The organism is Streptomyces cirratus, from assembly GCF_014650775.1.
GTDB lineage: Bacteria > Actinomycetota > Actinomycetes > Streptomycetales > Streptomycetaceae > Streptomyces > Streptomyces cirratus.
On sequence record NZ_BMVP01000010.1, the window covers coordinates 68,475 to 90,105 of the forward strand.

The window sequence follows — 21,631 nt, forward strand, 5'->3', positions numbered from 1 at the left end:
GCCGGGCCCCGGCCCCCACCCCGCTCGAACGAGGAGCAGTTCTCATGACCACCACCACAGCCGGCACCGCCCAGGTCGAGCTCGCCATCGGCGGCATGACCTGCGCCTCGTGCGCGGCCCGCATCGAGAAGAAGCTCAACCGCATGGACGGGGTCGAGGCCACCGTCAACTACGCCACCGAGAAGGCGAAGGTCACCTTCGGCACCGACATCTCCGTGGCGGACCTGATCGCCACCGTCGAAGCCACCGGATACACGGCGCTCGAGCCCGTGAAGGCCCCCGGGAACGGCGGCCCCGAGACGCCGGCTGAGGAGCCCGACGAGCTGCTCCCGCTGCGCCAACGGCTGGTGACCGCCGTCAGTCTCGCGGTGCCGGTCGTCGCGCTGGCCATGGTCCCGGCCTTCCAGTTCGAGTACTGGCAGTGGCTCTCCCTGACCCTGGCCGCGCCGGTGGTCACGTACGCCGCCTGGCCGTTCCACCGCGCCGCGTGGACCAACGCCCGGCACGGCGCGGCCACGATGGACACCCTGATCTCGGTCGGTACGACGGCCGCGTTCCTCTGGTCGCTGTGGGCCCTGTTCTTCGGCAGCGCCGGGACGCCCGGCATGACGCACGCCTTCGAGTTCGCCATCGCCCGCACCGACGGCGCCGGGAACATCTACCTGGAAGCGGCGGCCGGAGTCACCGCCTTCATCCTGGCCGGCCGGTACTTCGAGGCCCGCTCCAAGCGCAAGGCCGGAGCCGCGCTCAAGGCGCTGCTGGAACTGGGCGCCAAGGAGGTGACGGTGCTGCGCGGTGACCGCGAGGTCACCGTGCCCACCGCCGAACTCCAGGCCGGCGACCGCTTCCTGGTCCGCCCCGGCGAGAAGATCGCCACCGACGGCACCGTGGTGGAGGGCTCCTCCGCCGTGGACGCCTCCATGCTCACCGGGGAGTCCGTACCCGTCGAGGTCGGGGTCGGGGACCCGGTCACCGGCGCCACCCTCAACGCGGGCGGCCGCCTGGTCGTCGAGGCCACCCGGGTGGGCGCCGACACGCAACTGGCCCGGATGGCCAAGCTGGTCGAGGACGCCCAGAACGGCAAGGCCGCCGCGCAGCGCCTCGCCGACAAGATCTCCGCCGTGTTCGTACCGGTCGTCATCGCCCTTGCGCTGGCCACCCTGGGCTTCTGGCTCGGCTCCGGCTCCGGCCTCACCGCCGCGTTCACCGCCGCGGTCGCCGTACTGATCATCGCCTGCCCGTGCGCCCTGGGCCTGGCCACGCCGACCGCGCTGATGGTCGGTACCGGCCGCGGCGCGCAGCTCGGCATCCTGATCAAGGGCCCCGAGGTGCTGGAGACCACGCGCAGGGTCGACACGATCGTCCTGGACAAGACCGGCACCGTCACCACCGGCAAGATGACCCTGCTCGCGGTGCACACCGCCGAGGGCACCGGCGAGCACGACGTACTGCGCCTGGCGGGCGCCCTGGAGCACGCCTCCGAGCACCCGATCGCGCAGGCCGTGGCCTCCGGCGCGGCCGCCCGGGTGGGTACCCTGCCCGCCCCCGAGGACTTCGCCAACATCCCCGGGCTCGGCGTCCAGGGCGTGGTGGACGGTCACGCCGTGCTCGTCGGCCGCGAGAAGCTGCTGACCGAGTGGGCGATGACCCTGCCGGCCCACCTGGAGCACGCCAAGGCCGCGGCCGAAGCCACGGGCCGTACCGCGATCGCCGTCGCCTGGGACGGGGAGGCCCGCGCCGTCCTGGAGGTCGCCGACGCGGTCAAGGACACCAGCGCCGAGGCGATCAGGCGGCTGCGCGCCCTCGGGCTCACGCCGATCCTGCTCACCGGCGACAACAAGGCGGTCGCCGAAGCCGTCGCGGCGGAGGTCGGCATAGACGAGGTCTTCGCGGAAGTCATGCCGCAGGACAAGGTCGACGTCGTCAAGCGGCTCCAGGCCGAGGGACGCAGCGTCGCCATGGTCGGAGACGGCGTCAACGACGCGGCCGCGCTCGCCCAGGCCGACCTGGGCCTCGCCATGGGCACCGGTACGGACGCCGCGATCGAGGCCGGCGACCTGACGCTGGTGCGCGGGGACCTGAGGGCCGCCGCCGACGCCATCCGGCTCGCCCGCAAGACGCTCGGCACCATCCGCTCGAACCTGTTCTGGGCCTTCGCCTACAACGTGGCCGCCCTGCCGCTCGCCGCGGCCGGACTGCTCAACCCGATGATCGCCGGAGCGGCCATGGCCTTCTCCTCCGTCTTCGTCGTCGGCAACAGCCTGCGTCTGCGCGGCTTCCGGGCCGCCGCCAACTGAGGAGTCCCCGTGGCCGGTTACTCAGCACACAAGGAAGACGTCGTCAGACGCCTGCGGCGGATCGAGGGCCAGGTCCGCGGGGTGCAGCGGATGGTGGACGACGACGTCTACTGCATCGACGTACCGACCCAGGTGTCCGCGATCAACGCCGCGCTCCAGTCCTGCGCCGTGACGCTGCTCGACGAACACCTCGCCTGCTGCGTCACCGAAGCCATCGCGCAGGGCGGCGACCAGGCGATCCTGGGGGGTACCTTCGCGGCTGCGGGATATGTAAGGGCCGGATTCGTGCCCGAGGAGCGATCATGTTTCCCATGAAGCACCCGTCACTTCCCACCACCGAGTCGGCCGTGTCCGCGGTACGCGAGATCGCCGACGGGTACCGCCTGACGATGACCGTCACCCACGACATCGGCGCGGACCAGACCTCGCGCCGCTCATCGGCCGAACTCTTCAAGGCGACCGACCCCGACGGCTCACTCCCCCACGAGGCGTTCATCGACCTCCCGGGCCGCCCCGCGGTGTCCGTCCGCCTCTTCCCGGAGGACGACGCCCTCATCAGCGTCGACGGCGTGGAGTTCCACGACGTCCCCCGCGACTCCGTCCCGGCGTTCCTCCGCTCGGTCTACGGCGGCCTGGCCCACGTGACGTCCCGCTTCTTCCCCCCGGGCTACCGCCTCACCATCCCCCTCCCGGGCGACGAGACCTACCGCGAACCCGTCCCGGCCCTCACCCTGACCCCCTGGCTCTCCTCCGTCGTCCGCCCCTGACCCACGGAAACCCGCGCGCACGCCGAACCCCGAAGCGCCGGACCGCTTGCACGCGGTCCGGCCTGGCCCCCGGGCGCCGGACTTCGCGGATCCGACCGACCTCTACGGGGGGGTTGGACGGCGAGAACCCGAACGTGCGCTTCAATCGCGGGCTGCACGTCCGACAGACATCGGGCGCCGGCGCAACGCACCAGCGCCCACCCGTCACGCGCCCTTCGCGATGGGCTCCAGGATCGCCACGCACTCGACATGATGCGTCATCGGGAAGAGGTCGAAGACGCGGAGGGTGCGGACCTTGTAGCCGTTGTCCGCGAAGTACGCCAGGTCGCGGGCCAGGGCCGCCGGGTCGCAGGCCACGTAGGCGATGCGGCGGGCCGAGAGGGAGGCGATGTGGCGGACCGTCTGCTTGCCGGCGCCCGCGCGCGGGGGGTCGAGGACGACGAGGTCGCACTCGGTGATGCCGGTCTTCGGCAGGGCCTGGTCCACCTTGCCCTGCTCGATGCGGACGCGGGGGAAGTCCGCCAGGTTGTGCCGGGCGTCCTCCACCGCGCGCTTGCCGGACTCGATGCCCAGCACCGCGCCCGTCTCGCCGAGCCGCTCCGCCAGCGCGCCCGCGAAGATGCCGACGCCGCAGTAGAGGTCGAGCGCCATCTCCCCCTTGCGCGGCATCAGCCCCTGCATGACGGCCTTGATCAGCGTGTCGGCGGCCTGCGGGTGGACCTGCCAGAAGCCGCCCATTCCGACGCGGTACGTACGGCCGTCGGCGCGCTCGCGCACGAAGGGGCGGCCGTGGACCCGGTGGACCCCGCCGTCCTTCTCCTCGACCCGCAGGACCGAGACCGGCTTGTCGAGCTCCACGAGGGGGAGGCGGCCGCCCGGGCGGGGGGTGAGGACCACCTGGCGGTCCTGGGAGCCGGTCGCGGCGATCGCCTCGACCGTCGCCATCTGGGGCCAGTCCTGCTGCTCGATGCCCAGCTCGCTCACGCCCGGCGCCGCGATCATGCAGTGGTCGATCGGCTCGATGTCGTGCGAGCGGTGCTTGCGCAGGCCGACGCGCCCGTCCTCGTCGATCGCGTACTGGACCCGGGTGCGCCACTGCGGCACCTGCCCGGCCGGCAGCTTGTCGCCCTCGGCCGGCATGACGGTGCCGTCCCAGCCGGCCTCCTCCGGGGTGAGCCCCGCGAGCCGCTTGAGCTGCTCGGCGACGACCTCGCCCTTGAGCCGGCGCTGGGCGCCCGGCTTGGCGTGCTGCCAGTCGCAGCCGCCGCACTTGCCGGGACCGGCGTACTTGCACGGCGCCTCGACGCGGTCCTTGGAGGCGTCCAGGACGGTGATGGCGTCGGCGCGCAGGAAGCGGGAGTCGACGTCGCCCTCCGTGACCCGGGCGATGACCTTCTCGCCGGGCAGGGTGTGGCGGACGAACAGGACGCGGCCCTCGGCGGTGCGGGCGATGCAGTGGCCGCCGTGCGCGACGGGACCGACCTCGACCTCGTACTCCTCCCCGACCAGTGACTGCTTCTCGATCTGCTCGGTCATGGTGGGGAAGCTCCAGGAGATAAAAGGAAAACGGCCGGACGACCGACCCACCAGTTTACGTGGATCCCGTCCGGCCGTTCACCAACCCTCCAGCGGCCCGGCCCTCCAGCGGCCAGCGGCCGCTACTTCCCCGCGCGGTCCTTCGACCGCGGGGTGTCCACCGGTCCGCGGCGCACGGCACCCGGGGCGTTCCAGTCCTGCCGCTTCTTCGCCCGCCGCTTCGCGAGTTCCGAGGACTCCAGCTGGTAGGGCACCGAGGTGACCATCACACCGGGCGTGAACAGCAGCCGACCCTTGAGCCGCAGCGCGCTCTGGTTGTGCAGCAGGTGCTCGTACCAGCGGCCGACGACGTACTCCGGGATGTAGACGCTGACCGCGTCGCGCGGGTTCTCGCTGCGCAGGCCCTTGACGTACTCCACCACCGGCCGGGTGATCTCGCGGTACGGGGAGTCCAGGATCTTGAGCGGTACGTTGATGCCGCGCCGCTCCCACTCCGCCTTGAGCGCCTTGGTCTCGGCCGGGTCGACGCTGATGCTGAGCGCCTCCAGGGTGTCCGAGCGGGTCAGCTTGGCGAAGGCAAGGGCGCGCAGCGTGGGCTTGTGCACCTTGGAGACCAGGACGATCGAGTGGACCCGCGAGGGCCGCACGCTGTCGTCGCTCGGCCCCTCGTCGGCGGCGATCTCGTCGGCGACGCGGTCGTAGTGCTTGCGGATGGCGGTCATCGTGCCGTAGAAGATCAGCATCCCCAGCAGGGCGACCCAGGCCCCGTGGGTGAACTTGGTGGCGAGGACCACGACCAGCACCAGGCCGGTGAAGAAGGCGCCGAAGGCGTTGATCGCCCGGGAGCGGAACATCCGGCGCCGCACGGCCTGGTCCTTCTCGGCCTTCAGGTGCCGGTTCCAGTGCCGGACCATGCCGGTCTGGCTGAGGGTGAAGGAGACGAAGACGCCGACGATGTAGAGCTGGATCAGCTTGGTCGAGTCCGCGCCGTAGATCCAGATCAGCAGGACGGCGGCGCCCGCGAGCAGCACGATGCCGTTGGAGAAGGCGAGCCGGTCGCCACGGGTGTGCAGCTGACGGGGCAGATAGCGGTCCTGGGCGAGGATCGAGCCCAGCAGCGGGAAGCCGTTGTAGGCCGTGTTGGCGGCCAGGAACAGGACGAGCGCGGTGGCGGCGGCGAGCAGGATGAACAGGAAGCTGCCGTCGCCGAAGACTGCTTCGGCGACCTGGGAGATCACCGGGTTCTGTACGTAGTCCGGTCCGACCGCCACGCCGTTGTGGAGCAGATCCGTCGCGGGCTTCTCGGCCATCCTCACGTCGGTCGCCATCGCCAGGGCGATGATTCCGCAGAACATCGTCACGGCCAGCGCGCCCATCAGGGCGAGGGTGGTCGCGGCGTTCTTGCTCTTGGGCTTGCGGAACGCGGGCACGCCGTTGCTGATCGCCTCGACGCCGGTCAGTGCGGCACAGCCCGAGGAGAAGGCGCGCAGCAGCAGGAAGACCAGCGCGAAGCCGGCCAGGCCCTGGTGCTCCGCCTTGATCTCGAAATCCGCGGTGGGCGCCTTCATGGTTTCGTCGAGGACGATGCCCCGCCAGGCACCCCACGCGATCATGATGAATACGCCCGCGACGAAGACATAGGTGGGAATCGCGAACAGTCGCCCCGATTCCTTCATGCCGCGCAGATTCATCAGCGTCAGGAGCAAGATCATCCCGATCGCGCAGAGCACTTTGTGCTCGACGACGAAGGGGACGGCGGAGCCGAGATTCTCCACTCCGGAGGCGATCGACACGGCGACGGTCAGTACGTAGTCGACCAGCAGCGCGCTCGCCACGGTGAGACCGGCCTTGGGGCCGAGGTTGGTGTTGGCGACCTCGTAGTCACCGCCGCCGCTCGGGTAGGCGTGGACGTTCTGCCGGTACGACGCGACCACGGTGAACATCAGCACCACGACCGCCAGCGCGATCCAGGGGCTGAAGTGGTACGCCGACACGCCCGCGATCGACAGGACCAGCAGCACCTCGCCGGGGGCGTACGCCACCGAGGAGAGCGGGTCTGAGGCGAAGACGGGTAGGGCGATCCGCTTGGGGAGGAGCGTTTCTCCGAGGCGGTCGCTGCGGAGCGCCCGGCCGATCAGGATCCGTTTGGGCACGTCGGTCAGTTTGGACACGCCAAGGATCGTAAGCGTTCGAAAACCGGCTGACGAACCCCCCGCCCCTATTCGCGGGCAATGAAGCTCCAATGAGCCCCCACCTGCACCCCAAACGGTCACACTGGTGACCGCCCGTGTGTAGCTTGGGCCATGGTCTGAGACCCTGTTTAGCCAGAGCATGCAATGAGGCTGGTTATCAGCGAGCCGCTGTCAGCCGGAAGGACGGCCGTGCACATCGTCATCATGGGCTGCGGAAGGGTGGGCTCCGCCCTCGCGCAGACCCTGGAACAGCAGGGTCATACGGTCGCAGTAGTCGACCAGGACCCCACCGCATTCCGTCGACTGGGGGCGTCGTTCGGCGGTCGCCGCGTGACCGGGGTCGGCTTCGACCAGGACACCCTGCGGGAGGCGGGCATCGAGGAGGCGGGTGCCTTCGCCGCCGTCAGCAGCGGTGACAATTCCAACATCATCGCCGCGCGCGTGGCCCGTGAGATGTTCGGCGTCGAGAACGTCGCCGCCCGCATCTACGACCCCAAGCGCGCCGAGGTCTACCAGCGCCTGGGCATCCCCACCGTCGCGACCGTCCGCTGGACCGCCGACCAGATGCTGCGCCGGCTGCTGCCCTCGGGCGCGGAGCCGCTGTGGCGCGACCCGAGCGGCGGTGTGCAGCTCGCCGAGGTGCACACCTCGGCCGCCTGGATCGGGCACAAGGTCAGCACGCTCCAGGAGGAGACCGGCGTCCGCGTGGCGTTCCTCACCCGCCTGGGCGAGGCCACGCTGCCCACTTCGCAGACGGTCCTCCAGGAGGGCGACCTCGTCCACGTGATGATGCGCACGGACGAGATCGAGAAGGTCGAGGCGGTCTTCGCCCAGGGGCCCGAGGAGGCACACGCATGAGGGTCGCGATCGCCGGAGCCGGCGCCGTCGGCCGCTCCATCGCGGGCGAGCTGCTGGAGAACGGCCACGAGGTGCTGCTGGTCGACAAGGCGCCGACCGCCATCTCGGTGGAGCGGGTACCGCAGGCCGAGTGGCTGCTGGCCGACGCCTGCGAGATCACCTCGCTGGACGAGGCGGCGCTCCAGCGCTGCAACGTGGTCATCGCCGCCACGGGTGACGACAAGGTCAACCTGGTCGTCTCCCTGCTCGCCAAGACCGAGTACGGGGTGCCCCGGGTCGTGGCGCGGGTCAACAACCCGAAGAACGAGTGGCTCTTCAACGAGTCCTGGGGCGTCGACGTCGCCGTCTCCACCCCCCGCCTGATGTCGGCCCTGGTCGAGGAGGCCGTCAGCGTCGGCGACCTGGTGCGGCTGCTGCGCTTCAGCCACGGCGACGCCAACCTCGTCGAGCTGACGCTGCCGCCCGACTCCTCGGTCGCGGGCACGCAGATCAGCGAGATCAGCTGGCCCGAGGACACCTCGCTGGTCACGATCATCCGGGGCAACCGGGTGCTCACGCCGCACGGCGAGGAGACCCTGGAACCGGGCGACGAGCTGCTGTTCGTGGCCGCGCAGGCCCGCGAGGAGCAGCTGGAGGACCTCCTCCAGGCCCGGCACTGACGCGACTGACGCGCCGCACGCGCCAAGGGGCCGCCGACCACCACGTGGTCGGCGGCCCCTTCGCCGTCCGGGGGCCCCGGACGGCGTGCCGTCTCAAGGCTCCAGACGGCCGCGTGTGCCGGGTGTTACGCCCGCCGCTCGCGCGCCGCGGCCTTCGCCGCCTTCTCGGCGGCCTCCTCGGCCTCGTACTCGGCGATGACGTCGATCGGCGGCGGCGCCTTCGCCAGGAACACCCAGGTGAAGTACACCGCCAGCACCATCGGCGGCAGCTTGAGCGCGATCAGCACCCACCCGAGCTGGGTCGCGTCCCCCCACCAGTACAGCGGGAAGAGGATCGCGTACTTGGCGAGGAAGATGATCCCCCACGCGAGGCTGGCCTTGGTGTACGCCTTCTTGCGACCGGGGTTGCGCGTGCGCCAGGACAGGTTCTCCTTGAACACCGGCCCGAGGATGACGCCGAGCAGCGGGAAGCCGATCAGCGCCGAGAGCGTGAAGGCCACCCCCAGCCCCGCCCCGTAGATCATGCCGGGCAGGTAGAAGCCCTTCGCGGTGCCGGTGAAGAGGGCGAAGGCCACGCCCACGCCGACGCCGAAGACACCGCTGAACGCGTGCTTGACGGTGTCCTTGCGCAGCAGCCGCACGATGACCAGCACGACCGCGACGACGGCCGCCGCGATGGCGGACATCACCACGTTCTTGTTGATCGTGTAGATCATCACGAAGAGCAGACCGGGGAGCATCGTCTCCACGGTGCCCCGGATGCCGCCGAACGCGTCGAAGAGCGCGGCCTGCGTCGCGGCCTTCTGGTCGTCGGCGGGGTCGGCCGGCCCGGCGCCGTCCGGGGCGGGGATGTTCGGTTTGTCGAGTGACGTCACCGGCTACTGCTCCTGTCCGAGCGGTCGGAGTTCGTACTTCGGGTTGAAGAGGACCCGGCGCCCGTGACTCATCGCGATCCGCCCGGAGGCGATCATGCGCCGCCCGGGCTCGATTCCCACGATCGAGCGACGCCCGAGCCACACCACGTCCAGCGCGGCGGAGCCGTCGAACAGCTCCGCCTCCAGGGCGGGCACCCCGGCCCGCGGGCGCAGGGTGACCGTCCGGAGGGTGCCGGTCACCTTGACTATCTCGCGGTCGTAGGAGTCGCAGATCCGCGTGCATCCCGCGGCTTCTGCGTCCTCCTGCAGCTCCGCCGAATGCAGCTCCTCCTGGGAGGTGGAAAGACGCTCTATCATCCGGCGGAACCGGCCCGCCGGCCTGGCCGGTTTCGCGGGCTTCTCGGGACGCGGTTCAGCACTCATACAGGAAGCGTACCGGCGCGCCCGCTACCTCTCGAAGCGGTATCCCATGCCCGGTTCGGTGATGAAGTGCCGCGGCCGCGAGGGGTCCGCCTCCAGCTTGCGGCGCAGCTGCGCCATGTAGACCCGCAGGTAGTTGGTCTCGGTCCCGTACGCAGGGCCCCAGACCTCCCGCAGGAGCTGCTTCTGGCTGACCAGCTTCCCGCCGTTGCGCACGAGGACTTCCAGCAGGTGCCACTCGGTGGGCGTCAGGCGTACGTCCCGTCCCTCGCGGACGGCCTTCTTGGCGGCCAGGTCGACGGTGAAACCCTCGGTCTCCACGATGATCTCGTCCTCCCCGGCGCCGGTGGAGGGTTCGGCGCGGCGGACCGCCGCCCGCAGCCGGGCCAGCAGCTCGTCCATGCCGAACGGCTTGGTGACGTAGTCGTCGGCCCCCGCGTCCAGCGCCTCGACCTTCTCGTCGGAGCTGTGGCGGGCGGAGAGCACCAGGATCGGCACCCGCGTCCAGCCGCGCAGCCCCCTGATCACCTCGACGCCGTCCATGTCGGGCAGGCCCAGGTCGAGCACGACCACGTCGGGGTGGCGGGCGGCCGCGAGCTCCAGGGCCTGCGCGCCGTCGGCGGCGGCGTCGACCTCGTACTTGCGTGCCTTCAAGTTGATCACGAGGGCCCGGACGATCTGCGGCTCGTCGTCCACCACGAGCACTCGGGTCATCGTGGGCCTGCTTTCTGTCGTACGGAGGGAAGGTCGAACGGATCAACAGGTTGATCGACAGGATCAACGTGGCCGGAGCCGTGCGGGGTTCCCCGGGCGGCGGCCCGCAGGGTCAGCACCATCGTGAGCCCGCCTCCCGGCGTGTCCTCGGCCGCGAGGGTCCCGTCCATGGCCTCCGCGAAGCCGCGGGCCACCGCGAGCCCGAGGCCCACCCCCGCTCCGCGTGGCGCGTCCCCGTGCCGCTGGAACGGGGCGAAGATCCGGTTCTTGGCCTCGTCCGGCACCCCGGGCCCGCGGTCCACGACCCGCACCTCGACGCGGTCGCCGAGGAAGCTCGCCGCGACCACCACCGGCTGCCCCGGCGGGCTGTACTTGACGGCGTTCTCCACGACGTTGGCCACCGCCCGTTCCAGCAGCCCCGGGTCCACCGCCACCATCGGCAGCGTCTCCGGTACGTCCAGCACCACGCTGTCCTCGGGTACGCCGCCCAGCGCCATCGGGACCACCTCGTCGAGGTCGATCTCCCGGATCAGCGGGGTGACGGTGCCGGTCTGGAGCCGGGACATGTCCAGCAGGTTCCCCACGAGGTGGTCGAGCCGGTCGGCGCCGTCCTCGATCCCTTCGAGCAGCTCGGCCCGGTCCTCCTGCGACCACTCCACGTCGTCGGAGCGCAGGGAGGACACCGACGCCTTGATGGAGGCCAGGGGCGTGCGCAGGTCGTGGCTGACGGCGGCGAGCAGCGCGGTCCGGATGCGGTTGCCCTCGGCCATCCGGCGGGCCTCCTCGGCCTCCCCGACCAGCCGCTGCCGGTCCAGCACCACGGCCGCCTGCGCGGCGAAGGCGCCCAGCACCCGGTGGTCCTCGGCGGGCAGCACCCTCCCGGACAGGGCCAGTGCCATGTGGTCGCCGATCGGCATGTCCACGTCGGCGTCCTCGGGCCGGGCGACGGGGCCGGGCCCGACGCTGCCGGCCGGCTTCCAGGGTTCCACGTCGTTCGCCCGCTCCAGCAGGGCCACGGACTCCATGGCGAAGGTCTCCCGCACCCGCTCCAGCAGTGCGTCCAAGGTGGTCTCCCCGCGCAGCACACTGCCCGCCAGGAAGGACAGGATCTCGGACTCGGCGCGCAGCCGGGCGGCCTGCTGGGTGCGCCGGGCTGCGGTGTCCACGACGGAGGCGACGGCCACCGCCACCCCGAAGAAGACCGAGATGGCGACGATGTTCTTGGGGTCGGAGATGGTGAGGCGGTGCAGGGGTGGGGCGAAGTAGTAGTTCAGCAGCAGCGAGCCGAAGGCCGCCGAGGCGAGGGCGGGCACGAGACCCCCCAGCAGCGCCGCGGCCACCGTGAGCGCGAGGAACAGCAGCATCTCGTTGGCGAGGCCCGGGTCTGCGCTCATGTGCGTGAGCAGCACCGCGAGCAGGGCGGGGAACACCACCGCGACCACCCAGCCGGCGACGATCCGGGTCTTGCCGAGCCGGGCGGCCGAGCGGACCACGGGCAGCCCGCGTCCCTTGGCGACCTCGTCGTGGGTGACGATGTGCACGTCCAGGTCGGGCCCGGAGTCGCGGGCGACGCTGGCGCCCACGCCCGGCCCGAACACGTACTGCCAGGCCTTGCGGCGGCTGGAGCCGAGCACGATCTGGGTGGCGTTGACCCCGCGGGCGAACTCCAGCAGGGCCTCTGGGATGTCGTCGCCGATCACATGGTGAAACGTTCCGCCGAGGTCCTCCACCAGCGTCCGCTGGACGGCGAGCTCCTTGGGCGAGGCGGAGGTCAGCCCGTCGCTGCGGGCGATGTACACGGCCATCACCTCGCCGCCCGCGCCCTTTTCGGCGAGACGGGCGGCGCGCCGGATCAGGGTCCGCCCCTCGGGGCCGCCGGTGAGCCCGACGACGATCCGCTCGCGCGCCTGCCAGGTGGAGCGGATGCCGTGCTCGCCCCGGTACTGCCGCAGGTACTCGTCGGCCCGGTCGGCGACCCACAGCAGGGCCAGCTCACGCAGCGCGGTGAGGTTGCCGGGACGGAAGTAGTTGGACAGGGCCGCGTCGACCTTGTCGGGCTTGTATATGTTCCCGTGGGCCATCCGGCGCCGCAGCGCCTGGGGCGACATGTCGACCAGCTCTATCTGGTCGGCCCGCCGCACCACCTCGTCCGGCACGGTCTCCCGCTGCCGCACCCCGGTGATGGACTCGACCACGTCCCCGAGGGACTCCAGGTGCTGGATGTTCACGGTCGACACGACGTCGATGCCGGCCCGGAGCAGCTCCTCGACGTCCTGCCAGCGCTTGGCGTTGCGCGAGCCGGGGACGTTGGTGTGCGCCAGTTCGTCCACCAGTGCCACCATGGGCCGCCGCGCCAGGAGCGCGTCCACGTCCATCTCGGTGAAGACGGCGTCCCTGTGGCGGACCTCCCGCCGCGGCACCTGTTCCAGCCCGTGGAGGAGCGCCCCGGTCCGCTGCCGGCCGTGGTGCTCGACGAAGCCGACGACGCAGTCACCGCCCCGCTCGACCCGGCGGTGGCCCTCCGAGAGCAGGGCGTACGTCTTGCCCACACCGGGTGCCGCGCCGAGGTAGATCCGTAGCTTGCCGCGTCCCATGCGCCCATTCTCGGGGACGTCCGCGCACTTCACAGACCGATGGCGCCCCGCGCGCCCATCCCTGACGGATCCCTGACGGCGCCGCCCGCCGCGCGGCCCGCGAAGGCCGGTGGGCCGCACCCGCGAGGGGTACGGCCCACCGGCCTGAGGAGCGCCGGCAAGCGCCGGGAAACGCTGAGGAGCGGGAGAAGCAGGCGGTCAGCGGACCTCGGTGATCTCCGGTCCGCGCTCCAGCTGACCCATGTCGCCGCCGAAGCGGGACCCCTCCGCGTCACCGGTCGTCTGCACGCCGTCGGGCACCATCTGGGCGTCGTTCGGCAGTTTGAGGACGATCGGGTCGCGGGGCGCCATCGGGCCCTCACCGCGCACGACGACGGTGTCCCGGAAGATCTGCTCCAGCACACTGCCGGCCTCGGGGCGCACCGCGGCCTGGCCGGAGATGACGCCGCGCAGGAACCAGCGCGGGCCGTCGACGCCGACGAACCGCACCAGCTGCGCGCCGGTCTGCCCGTCGGGCAGCGGTACGGGCACCTGCGCGCGCAGCTCCCAGCCCAGGGGGCCCTCGACCTCGTCGATGATGCCGCCCTGCTGGGTGATGCCGGCGGCGATCTCGTCGCGGACCTCGCCCCAGATGCCTTCCTTCTTGGGCGCGGCGAAGGCCTGCAGCTGCACCGCGCTGTCGCCGAGGACCACGGTCGCGGCGACGATCGCGTCGCCCGCGACCTCCACGCGCAGCTCCATGCCCTCGACACCGGGTACGAGGATGCCGCCGAGGTCGACCCGGCCGTCTTCCGGCTTGCCGGGCACTTCGGAGACGTCCCAGGGGCCGTCGGGCCGCGGGGCCGGCGGCAGGTTCACGCGACGGGGCGTGGCGTCGTCGAGCTGCTCGGCGTCGTTCTGCTCGTCGCCGTGCTCGTTCTCGACGACCTGCTCGGCCGCGCCGCCGTCGTTGACGGAGTCGTTCTTCTTGCGACGTCCGAACACGTCACTGTCCTTCCCGGTCGGTTACGACCGAAGCGTAGCCATTCCCACCCTGCTGACCAGCTCCGGATCCGGCCACGGCCGCATGACCGCCGGTGGAGCCGAAACCCCCCTCGGCCCGGGCCGAGCCGGGAAGTTCCGCCACCTCGTGGAAGCGCACCTTCTCGACCCGCTGGACAACCAGCTGGGCAATGCGGTCGAAACGCTCGAACCTGACGCTCTCGCGCGGGTCGAGATTGACCACGATCACCTTGATTTCCCCACGGTACCCGGCATCCACCGTCCCCGGGGCATTCACGAGCGCGAGCCCGCAGCGCGCGGCCAGGCCCGAGCGGGGGTGCACGAAGGCGGCGTACCCGTCGGGCAGGGCGATGGAGACGCCGGTGGGCAGTACGGTCCGCTCGCCGGGCGCCAGCTCGGCGGCCTCGGTGGTCACCAGGTCGCAGCCCGCGTCGCCCGGGTGGCCGTAGGAGGGCAGCGGCACCTCGGGGTCGACGCGGCGGATCAGCACGTCGACCGGTGCACGGTCGTTCTGAGTCATCAGGGGTTCACCTCGAAGGCGCGCGAGCGCCTGACCTGGTCCGGATCGGCCATTGCCGCCCGGATCTCCTCGGGCCTGCCGTTGTCGATGAAGTGGTCGACCTTCACCTCGATGAAGAGGGCGTCGGCGCATACGGCGACGGGCCCTTGCGGGCCTCCTATTCGGCCGACGGCGGTGGAGTAGATCTTCCGTCCGGCGACGGCGGTGACCTCGGCCTCCAGGTACAGCACGGTGCCCAGCGGGACCGGCCTGACGAAGTCGGTCTCCAGCCGCCCGGTCACCGCGATGACGCGCAGCAGCCAGTTCAGGGAGCCCAGCGTCTCGTCGAGCGCGGTGGCCAGTACGCCCCCGTGCGCGAGACCGGGCGCGCCCTGGTGGGCGGGCTTGACGGTGAACTCGGCGGTGACGCGCACGCCCTCGCCGGCCCGGGCCTCCAAGTGGAGGCCGTGCGGCTGGCCGCCGCCGCAGCCGAAGCAGTGCTCGTAGTGCGCACCGAGGAGTTCGCCGGGTGCCGGCGCGTCGGGGTGCCGGACCGGCGCCGTGGCGTCGGCCGGGGGCGTCAACGCTGTGTTTCGTCCACTCACAGCCGCTGACCTTACCCGCGCCGCTACCCGCGGGTCGCCCCGTGGCAGGCTTGAGGCCATGCAGCTCTCCACCGCGCACCACGACGAACGTCTGACCGCCCCCCGCTCCTGGTGGGCCATCGCCGTACTGACCGGTACCGCGTGCGCCCTGATGCTGCTTCCGCTGGGCACGCTGCCGCTGCTGGCCGGGCTGGTCGGGGGTACGGCGCTGGCGGGGATGCTGGTGAGTTCGTACGGCTCCGCGCGCGTGCGCGTGGTCAACGGTGCGCTGGCGGCGGGCCAGGCACGCATCCCGGTGGCGGCCCTGGGTGAGCCGGAGGTCCTGGACGCGGAGGAGGCCCTGGCCTGGCGCACGTACAAGGCCGACACCCGCGCGTTCATGCTGCTGCGCAGCTACGTTGCGACGGCGGTCCGCGTCGAGGTCACCGACCCGGCGGACCCGACGCCCTACGTCTACGTCTCCACCCGCGAGCCCGAGGCCCTGGCGGCGGCGATCCGCACGGCGCGGACGCAGACCGCCTGACGGCGCCCTTCGAGGCCGGCTTTCCCGCGGCCGGGCTAACGGCGTCCTTCGGATTCCTGTCCCTCGATGGCGGCCCTGGTGGCCTCGGGAAGGGGCCCTGTGGCCCGCTCAAGGGGCGGCAGCTGGGGAAGGGCGTCCCAGGGCACGGCACGGGCCCGCAGGTCGTCCCGCACCTTGTGGGCGAGTTTCCGGGTGTCGCGGCGGTTCATGACGGCGCCGACGGCCGCGCCCACCAGGAACGGCATCAGGTTCGGCATGTTGCGGACCATGCGCTTGGTGATCTGCTGGCGCAGCTCGCGCTTCATCTGACCGCCCAGCGCCGCGTTCAGCGTCGTCGGCTTGGTCAGGTCCACGCCGCGCTCCTCCGTCCAGGAGGTGAGGTAGGCGACGCTGCGCTCCTTGAGGTTCCCCGGGGGCCGCTGCCCGTAGACCTCGTGGAGTTCGGCGATCAGTTTCAGCTCGATCGCGGCCACCCCGGTGATCTCCGCTGCCATCTCCGCCGGCATGGCGGGCGGTACGGGCAGCATCGCCGCGGCGCCGACACCGGCCCCGACGACGGACGTGGCGTGTGCGGCGCCGGCGATCAGCTTGTCGGCGAGCTTGTCGGGGTCGAGGCCCGGGAACTGCGCGCGCAGGGTCGCGAGGTCCCGAACCGGAACGCGCGGTGCGTTCTCGATGACGCGCTCGGTGATGTACAGGGCGGCGGCCTTCGCACCTTCGCCGCCCCTGCGCACACCGTTCCTGACGGCTTTCATCCGACGGGTCCCGGACGTGCGGGGCCCGTCGTCGGCCGCCTCGGCCGACGGCACCGCGGGGGCGGTGTCGGAGGGCACGGCGGAATCGCCGGAGGTCGCGGTGCCCGTTTCCGGGCCCGTTTCCACCCGCGTCTCCGCTGGATCACCAGACTTCCGGAAGCGGCGCTTCCGGAAGGGCGACGACCCTTTCACGGCCGGGGCCTCTCAGTCGCAGTCGCGACAGATCGGCTGACCGTTCTTCTCGCGTGCCAGCTGGCTGCGGTGGTGCACCAGGAAGCAGCTCATGCAGGTGAACTCGTCCGCCTGCTTGGGCAGGACCCGGACGGCCAGCTCCTCGTTGGAGAGGTCGGCACCGGGAAGCTCCATGCCCTCCGCCGCGTCGAAGTCGTCCACGTCCACATTCGAGTGGGACTTCTCGTTGCGCCGAGCCTTCAGCTCTTCGATGCTGTCGTTGTCTACGTCGTCGTCGGTCTTGCGCGGAGTGTCGTAGTCCGTTGCCATGGTTCGCTCTCCCCCTCTGGGATTTAGCGGTGTCTCAGCGCACGTAACGCGCGAGAGGCCGGACTTGTGCCCGACCTGAGGCGGAGATTTTGCCTCACATCAAGGTCTGTTACTCAATCGACACCCAGCCGGGCCCCCGAAGGGGCTTGCGGCTGGGATGACGACCGGGACCGTACACGGTCCGGAGGCCGCCTTGCACAAACGCCACCCCGTGTATTTCCCGCCATTTGGGGGGCCGGAAACCCGGACTTCCCGGGCTTTCCGGCCTCCCTGGAGTGACGGAACGCGCACGATCGGACACTCGCCCATGTGATCGATCACACAGCGAGCCCCCGCCTTGCGGGTCGCGAATTCAGCCGATAGCGAACATGAGCGCGCCCTGGTCACAGGGGCAAAGTGACACGCATCACGAGGCCACCGCCCTCGCGGGGCGTCGCCTGGATGCGGCCGCCGTGTGCGCGCGCCACGGAGCGCGCGATGGACAGGCCGAGCCCCACACCCTTGTCGCTGCCCGTTCGCTCCGTACGCAGCCGTCTGAACGGCTCGAAGAGGTTGTCCACCTCGTACGCGGGAACCACGGGACCTGTGTTCGATACGAGGAGCACCGCCTGGCCGTGCTGGACCTCGGTCGTGACCTCGACCCAGCCGTCCTCCGGCACGTTGTAGCGAACGGCGTTCTGCACCAGGTTCAGGGCGATCCGCTCCAGCAGCACGCCGTTGCCCTGGACGACGGCGAGCGACCGCTCGCCGCGGATCTCCACGCCCTTCGCCGCGGCCTCCGCCCGCGCCTGGTCGATGGCGCGCGAGGCGACCTCCGCCAGGTCCACGGGTTTGCGCTCGACGATCTGGTTCTCGCTGCGGGCGAGCAGCAGCAGCCCCTCGACCAGCTGCTCGCTGCGCTCGTTGGTGGCCAGGAGCGTCTTGCCGAGCTGCTGGAGCTCCACCGGGGCCCCGGGGTCGGAGAGGTGCACCTCCAGCAGCGTCCGGTTGATCGCGAGCGGCGTGCGCAGCTCGTGCGAGGCGTTCGCGACGAACCTCTGCTGGGCGGTGAAGGCCCGCTCCAGCCGGTCGAGCATCTCGTCGAAGGTGTCGGCGAGCTCCTTGAGCTCGTCGTCCGGCCCGTCCAGCTCGATCCGCCGGGTCAGGTCGGTGCCCACCACCCGGCGGGCGGTGCGGGTGATCTTGCCCAGCGGCGAGAGGACCCGTCCGGCCATCGCGTACCCGAAGGCGAAGGCGATGATGCTCAGGCCCAGCAGGGCCATCAGCGACCGGCTCAGCAGGTCGTCCAGGGCGTGCCGGCGCTGGTCGAAGATGCACTGGCTGATCGCCGAGTAGAACTGGTCGAACGACATGTCGGCGCCCACGCCGGAGCAGGTCGTACTGGTGACTTCGATCTTCGTACCGCCGACGATCTTGAAGGGCAGGGCGTTGCCCTCCCGCAGGGCCTGGGCCGCCAGCAGGTAGATGATCGACAGCAGCAGGATGCCCGCGATCAGGAACATCCCGCCGTACAGCAGGGTGAGGCGTATGCGGATGGTCGGCCGCAGCCACGGGAAAGGACCCTCGGGCTGGCCGGGGTCCCAGGTCGGTTTCGGTGGTGCCGCTGGTGGCGCCGGAGTCGCTGCCATGACGTCAGATCCGGTATCCGGAACCCGGCACGGTCACGATGACGGGCGGTTCACCGAGCTTGCGGCGCAAGGTCATGACCGTCACGCGCACCACGTTCGTGAACGGGTCGGTGTTCTCGTCCCACGCCTTCTCCAGCAGCTGTTCGGCCGAGACCACGGTCCCCTCGCTGCGCATGAGGACCTCCAGCACCGCGAACTCCTTCGGCGCCAGCTGCACCTCCCTGCCCTCCCGGAAGACCTCGCGCCGGTTCGGGTCCAGCTTGATCCCGGCGCGCTCCAGCACGGGCGGCAGGGCCACCGTCGTACGCCGGCCCAGGGCGCGCACGCGGGCGGTCAACTCGGTGAAGGCGAACGGCTTGGGCAGGTAGTCGTCCGCCCCGAGCTCCAGCCCCTCCACCCGGTCGCTGACGTCCCCGGAGGCGGTCAGCATCAGCACGCGCGTGGGCATGCCGAGCTCCACGATCTTGCGGCAGACGTCGTCCCCGTGCACCAGCGGGAGGTCCCGGTCGAGCACGACCACGTCGTAGTCGTTCACTCCGACGCGCTCCAGGGCCGCGGCGCCGTCGTACACGACGTCCACGGCCATGGCCTCCCGGCGCAGGCCCGTGGCCACCGCATCGGCGAGCAGCTGCTCGTCCTCGACGACGAGTACGCGCACGTCGTTTCCTTCCTTCGAGCCCAGAAGGGCACACGTGTATTGCGTCGCCCATCCTGCCCGTTTCGGCGGTAAACCGGCTGTAAGGCGCCATGGGCGCCCGCCGCGGGCGATGCGCGGGGGGACGGAGGCGATGATTCGATGGGCTCACGAGGTTTCTGCGCCCAGGGTGCCGGGGAGGACGATGGAACACCCCATCCACTCCTGACGGCGGACTGCCACGGGCAGCACCGCCGCGACCCACGAAGAGGGGGCGCACCCACCATGGACGCATTCACCGCGGGTCTCCTGCAGCGCATCAGGGCCACGCAGTCGGACCTCAGCAAGGCCCGTGAGACGGGCGACGACTACCTCGCGGATGTGGAACAGGCGGAGCTGGAGGACCTCCAGCGCCTCGCGGCCGAGCACGGCGTGCCCGTCACCGCTGCCTGAACGAACGCTGCCCGACCGAGCGCCGCCTGACCCCGACAGCTATTGGACCCCGGTCGCCCCCAGGGCGGCCGGGGTCCACTCATGCCGGCGGCGGGCCGGGTCAGTCGTGCCAGGCCCCGGCTTCGTCCAGCAGCGGCTGGAGCGAGGCGAACACCGCCGGGGTGGCGGCGAGCGCCAGCTCCCCCGAGGCCGGCTCGCCGGGCCGGCCGCCCGTCACGGCGCCGGCCTCGCGCGCGACGAGGTCCCCCGCGGCGAGGTCCCAGGGGTTCAGCCCGCGCTCGTAGTACCCGTCCAGCCGCCCGGCGGCGACGTCACAGAGGTCCAGGGCCGCCGATCCGGCGCGGCGGATGTCCCGCACCCGCGGCAGGATCTGCCGCACCACTTCCGCCTGGTGCTCCTTGCGGGCCTGGAGGTAGGCGAACCCGGTGGCCACCAGCGCCTGGTCCAGCGGCGCCGCCGCGCGGCACCGCAGCCGGACGTCCCCCAGCCACGCCCCTTCGCCGAGCACCGCGTGGTACGTCTCCCCGCGCATCGGCGCCGCCACCACGCCGACCACCGTCTCGCCGCGGTACTCGGCCGCGATCGACACGCTCCAGCTGGGCAGCCCGTACAGGTAGTTCACGGTGCCGTCCAGCGGGTCGACGACCCACCGCACGCCGCTCGTGCCGGGGCTGTCGGCGCCCTCCTCGCCGAGCAGCCCGTCCAGCGGCCGGCGCTGCGCGAGGATGCCCGTGATCAGCTTCTCCGCCGCGATGTCCATCTCGGTCACCACGTCGATGGGGCTGGACTTGGTCGCCGCCACCGCCAGGTCCGCGGGCCGCCCGTCCCGCAGCAGCTCGCCCGCCTTCCGGGCGGCGTCCAGGCCCACGGCCAGCAGTTCGGCTTTCAGCCCGGCACTCGGTGCGCCCGGGGCCCGTTCGTCGGAAACCATGCTCGTCCCACTCCCTACGCGTACGGACTGTCGACGCCCGCGGCCGCCGGCCGGGGTGCTCGCGCGGGGCAGCAGCCCACCGCGCAGAGGTCGTGGCTGGGGCCGAGCGCCCCGAGCGCGCACCGCTCCACCGCTTCGCCGCGTTCGGCGGCGGCCCGCTCCAGCACGAGGTCCCGTACCGCCGCAGCGAACCGCGGGTCGGCGCCGACCGTCGCCGACCGGGCAATCGGCAGGCCCAGTTCGGCGGCCTTGGCCGTCGCCTCGGTGTCGAGGTCGTACAGGACTTCCATGTGGTCCGAAACGAAGCCGATCGGCACCATGACCACGGCCGGGGCGCCCGCCTCGTGCAGGGACTCCAGGTGGTCGCAGATGTCGGGCTCCAGCCAGGGGATGTGCGGGGCGCCGCTGCGCGACTGGTAGACCAGCTGCCAGGGCAGTTCGGTGCCCGTTTCTGCGCGCACCGCGTCCGCGATCAGCCGGGCGACGTCCAGGTGCTGCCTGACGTACGCGCCCCCGTCGCCGTGTTCCTCGACGGGGCCGGAGGTGTCGGCGGCCGCGGTCGGGATGGAGTGGGTGGTGAACGCCAGGTGTGCGCCGGCGCGCACGTCCTGCGGCAGGGCGGCCAGCGAGGCGAGTACGCCCTCGACCATCGGCTGCACGAAACCCGGGTGGTTGAAGTAGTGCCGCAGCTTGTCCACCCGCGGCAGTTCGGCCACGCCCTCCTCGGCGAGCGCGGCGAGCGCGTCGGCGAGGTTCTCCCGGTACTGGCGGCAGCCGGAGTACGAGGCGTACGCGCTGGTGGCGAGCACCGCGATGCGGCGGCGCCCGTCGGCGGCCATCTCCCGCAGCACGTCGGTGAGGTAGGGCGCCCAGTTCCGGTTGCCCCAGTACACGGGCAGGTCCAGGCCGTGCTCGGCGAAGTCCTTGCGCAGGGCGTCCAGGAGCTCGCGGTTCTGGCCGTTGATGGGGCTGACGCCGCCGAAGCGGAAGTAGTGCTGCCCGACTTCCTTGAGCCGCTCGCGGGGGATGCCGCGCCCGCGCGTGACGTTCTCCAGGAACGGCACGACGTCTTCGGGGCCCTCGGGGCCACCGAAGGAGAGCAGCAGCAGGGCGTCGTAGGGGCCGGCGTCGGGGGCGCGGAGCTGGTCGGACATGCGTCGAATCCTGCCACCAGGCGGCTGCGGCGGG

22 protein-coding genes are annotated in these 21,631 nt (G+C 71.5%); 7 read left to right on the forward strand and 15 right to left on the reverse strand.

The window, feature by feature from the left end:
- Nucleotides 1–44 precede the first annotated feature (44 nt).
- From IE207_RS22925 to IE207_RS22935, 3 genes are read left to right on the forward strand one after another with little or no spacing between them, the layout of a single operon-like run.
- On the forward strand, nucleotides 45–2,297 hold the full coding sequence (locus IE207_RS22925) for a heavy metal translocating P-type ATPase (protein WP_190186159.1): 2,253 nt from the start codon (nucleotides 45–47) through the stop codon (nucleotides 2,295–2,297).
- A gap of 9 nt (nucleotides 2,298–2,306) precedes the next feature.
- Nucleotides 2,307–2,612 (forward strand): metal-sensitive transcriptional regulator, encoded by a 306-nt coding sequence (locus IE207_RS22930; protein WP_190186160.1) that lies wholly within the window; start codon nucleotides 2,307–2,309, stop codon nucleotides 2,610–2,612.
- Nucleotides 2,609–3,064 carry a hypothetical protein gene (locus IE207_RS22935; RefSeq protein WP_190186161.1) on the forward strand — a complete coding sequence of 152 codons (456 nt, stop codon included), beginning with the start codon at nucleotides 2,609–2,611 and terminating at the stop codon, nucleotides 3,062–3,064. Before IE207_RS22930 ends, IE207_RS22935 begins: the two co-directional genes overlap by 4 nt.
- Before the next feature lie 204 nt (nucleotides 3,065–3,268).
- Here the strand turns inward: IE207_RS22935 and IE207_RS22940 are convergent, their stop codons facing one another.
- Together IE207_RS22940 and IE207_RS22945 are read right to left on the reverse strand one after the other, a co-directional pair.
- On the reverse strand, nucleotides 3,269–4,600 hold the full coding sequence (locus IE207_RS22940) for a class I SAM-dependent RNA methyltransferase (RefSeq protein WP_190186162.1): 1,332 nt from the start codon (nucleotides 4,598–4,600) through the stop codon (nucleotides 3,269–3,271).
- A 122-nt stretch (nucleotides 4,601–4,722) separates the two neighbouring features.
- Entirely contained in the window at nucleotides 4,723–6,771 is a 2,049-nt protein-coding gene (locus tag IE207_RS22945; RefSeq protein WP_190186163.1) for an APC family permease, read from the reverse strand.
- A 210-nt stretch (nucleotides 6,772–6,981) separates the two neighbouring features.
- On the opposite strand from IE207_RS22945, the gene IE207_RS22950 reads away from it, so the two are divergent.
- Both IE207_RS22950 and IE207_RS22955 read left to right on the forward strand, forming a co-directional pair.
- On the forward strand, nucleotides 6,982–7,650 hold the full coding sequence (locus tag IE207_RS22950) for a potassium channel family protein (RefSeq protein ID WP_190186164.1): 669 nt from the start codon (nucleotides 6,982–6,984) through the stop codon (nucleotides 7,648–7,650).
- Nucleotides 7,647–8,309 carry a potassium channel family protein gene (locus tag IE207_RS22955; RefSeq protein ID WP_190186165.1) on the forward strand — a complete coding sequence of 221 codons (663 nt, stop codon included), beginning with the start codon at nucleotides 7,647–7,649 and terminating at the stop codon, nucleotides 8,307–8,309. Before IE207_RS22950 ends, IE207_RS22955 begins: the two co-directional genes overlap by 4 nt.
- Before the next feature lie 125 nt (nucleotides 8,310–8,434).
- Here IE207_RS22955 and IE207_RS22960 read toward each other — a convergent pair whose 3' ends face one another.
- The 7 genes from IE207_RS22960 to IE207_RS22990 form a co-directional block, all read right to left on the reverse strand.
- On the reverse strand, nucleotides 8,435–9,184 hold the full coding sequence (locus tag IE207_RS22960; protein WP_190186166.1) for a DUF3159 domain-containing protein: 750 nt from the start codon (nucleotides 9,182–9,184) through the stop codon (nucleotides 8,435–8,437).
- A 3-nt stretch (nucleotides 9,185–9,187) separates the two neighbouring features.
- On the reverse strand, nucleotides 9,188–9,607 hold the full coding sequence (locus IE207_RS22965) for an OB-fold nucleic acid binding domain-containing protein (RefSeq protein ID WP_190186167.1): 420 nt from the start codon (nucleotides 9,605–9,607) through the stop codon (nucleotides 9,188–9,190).
- Between the two features lie 24 nt (nucleotides 9,608–9,631).
- Nucleotides 9,632–10,318 carry a response regulator gene (locus IE207_RS22970; protein WP_190186168.1) on the reverse strand — a complete coding sequence of 229 codons (687 nt, stop codon included), beginning with the start codon at nucleotides 10,316–10,318 and terminating at the stop codon, nucleotides 9,632–9,634.
- Nucleotides 10,315–12,912: a DUF4118 domain-containing protein gene (locus IE207_RS22975; protein ID WP_229873909.1), complete on the reverse strand. Its 2,598-nt coding sequence runs from the start codon at nucleotides 12,910–12,912 to the stop codon at nucleotides 10,315–10,317. Before IE207_RS22975 ends, IE207_RS22970 begins: the two co-directional genes overlap by 4 nt.
- 198 nt (nucleotides 12,913–13,110) lie before the next feature.
- Nucleotides 13,111–13,896, reverse strand: coding sequence for a DUF3710 domain-containing protein (locus tag IE207_RS22980; protein WP_190186169.1), 786 nt, complete (start codon nucleotides 13,894–13,896; stop codon nucleotides 13,111–13,113).
- A 1-nt stretch (nucleotide 13,897) separates the two neighbouring features.
- Complete coding sequence (gene dut / locus IE207_RS22985) at nucleotides 13,898–14,434, reverse strand: dUTP diphosphatase (protein ID WP_190186170.1); 537 nt, start codon at nucleotides 14,432–14,434, stop codon at nucleotides 13,898–13,900.
- Nucleotides 14,434–15,018 carry a PaaI family thioesterase gene (locus IE207_RS22990; protein WP_190186171.1) on the reverse strand — a complete coding sequence of 195 codons (585 nt, stop codon included), beginning with the start codon at nucleotides 15,016–15,018 and terminating at the stop codon, nucleotides 14,434–14,436. The genes dut and IE207_RS22990 overlap by 1 nt, the downstream gene beginning before the upstream one ends.
- A 58-nt stretch (nucleotides 15,019–15,076) precedes the next feature.
- Here IE207_RS22990 and IE207_RS22995 point away from each other — a divergent pair, with 58 nt between their 5' ends.
- Nucleotides 15,077–15,541: a DUF3093 domain-containing protein gene (locus tag IE207_RS22995; RefSeq protein WP_190186172.1), complete on the forward strand. Its 465-nt coding sequence runs from the start codon at nucleotides 15,077–15,079 to the stop codon at nucleotides 15,539–15,541.
- 35 nt (nucleotides 15,542–15,576) lie between these two features.
- Here the strand turns inward: IE207_RS22995 and IE207_RS23000 are convergent, their stop codons facing one another.
- The 4 genes from IE207_RS23000 to IE207_RS23015 form a co-directional block, all read right to left on the reverse strand.
- Nucleotides 15,577–16,488, reverse strand: coding sequence for a hypothetical protein (locus tag IE207_RS23000; protein WP_229873910.1), 912 nt, complete (start codon nucleotides 16,486–16,488; stop codon nucleotides 15,577–15,579).
- A 12-nt stretch (nucleotides 16,489–16,500) separates the two neighbouring features.
- A complete protein-coding gene (locus IE207_RS23005) occupies nucleotides 16,501–16,797 on the reverse strand; it encodes a DUF4193 domain-containing protein (RefSeq protein WP_136212598.1) in 297 nt (98 codons plus the stop codon).
- Between the two features lie 383 nt (nucleotides 16,798–17,180).
- The gene (locus tag IE207_RS23010) at nucleotides 17,181–18,425 is read right to left on the reverse strand and encodes a sensor histidine kinase (RefSeq protein ID WP_190186173.1); all 1,245 of its coding nucleotides are present in this window, start codon (nucleotides 18,423–18,425) and stop codon (nucleotides 17,181–17,183) included.
- A 4-nt stretch (nucleotides 18,426–18,429) separates the two neighbouring features.
- The gene (locus tag IE207_RS23015; protein ID WP_030036265.1) at nucleotides 18,430–19,083 is read right to left on the reverse strand and encodes a response regulator transcription factor; all 654 of its coding nucleotides are present in this window, start codon (nucleotides 19,081–19,083) and stop codon (nucleotides 18,430–18,432) included.
- Between the two features lie 261 nt (nucleotides 19,084–19,344).
- On the opposite strand from IE207_RS23015, the gene IE207_RS23020 reads away from it, so the two are divergent.
- Nucleotides 19,345–19,512: a hypothetical protein gene (locus tag IE207_RS23020; RefSeq protein WP_190186174.1), complete on the forward strand. Its 168-nt coding sequence runs from the start codon at nucleotides 19,345–19,347 to the stop codon at nucleotides 19,510–19,512.
- 100 nt (nucleotides 19,513–19,612) lie between these two features.
- Here the strand turns inward: IE207_RS23020 and IE207_RS23025 are convergent, their stop codons facing one another.
- Both IE207_RS23025 and IE207_RS23030 read right to left on the reverse strand, forming a co-directional pair.
- Complete coding sequence (locus IE207_RS23025; protein ID WP_190186175.1) at nucleotides 19,613–20,443, reverse strand: inositol monophosphatase family protein; 831 nt, start codon at nucleotides 20,441–20,443, stop codon at nucleotides 19,613–19,615.
- A 14-nt stretch (nucleotides 20,444–20,457) separates the two neighbouring features.
- Nucleotides 20,458–21,597 (reverse strand): ferrochelatase, encoded by a 1,140-nt coding sequence (locus tag IE207_RS23030; RefSeq protein WP_190186176.1) that lies wholly within the window; start codon nucleotides 21,595–21,597, stop codon nucleotides 20,458–20,460.
- Nucleotides 21,598–21,631: the final 34 nt, after the last annotated feature.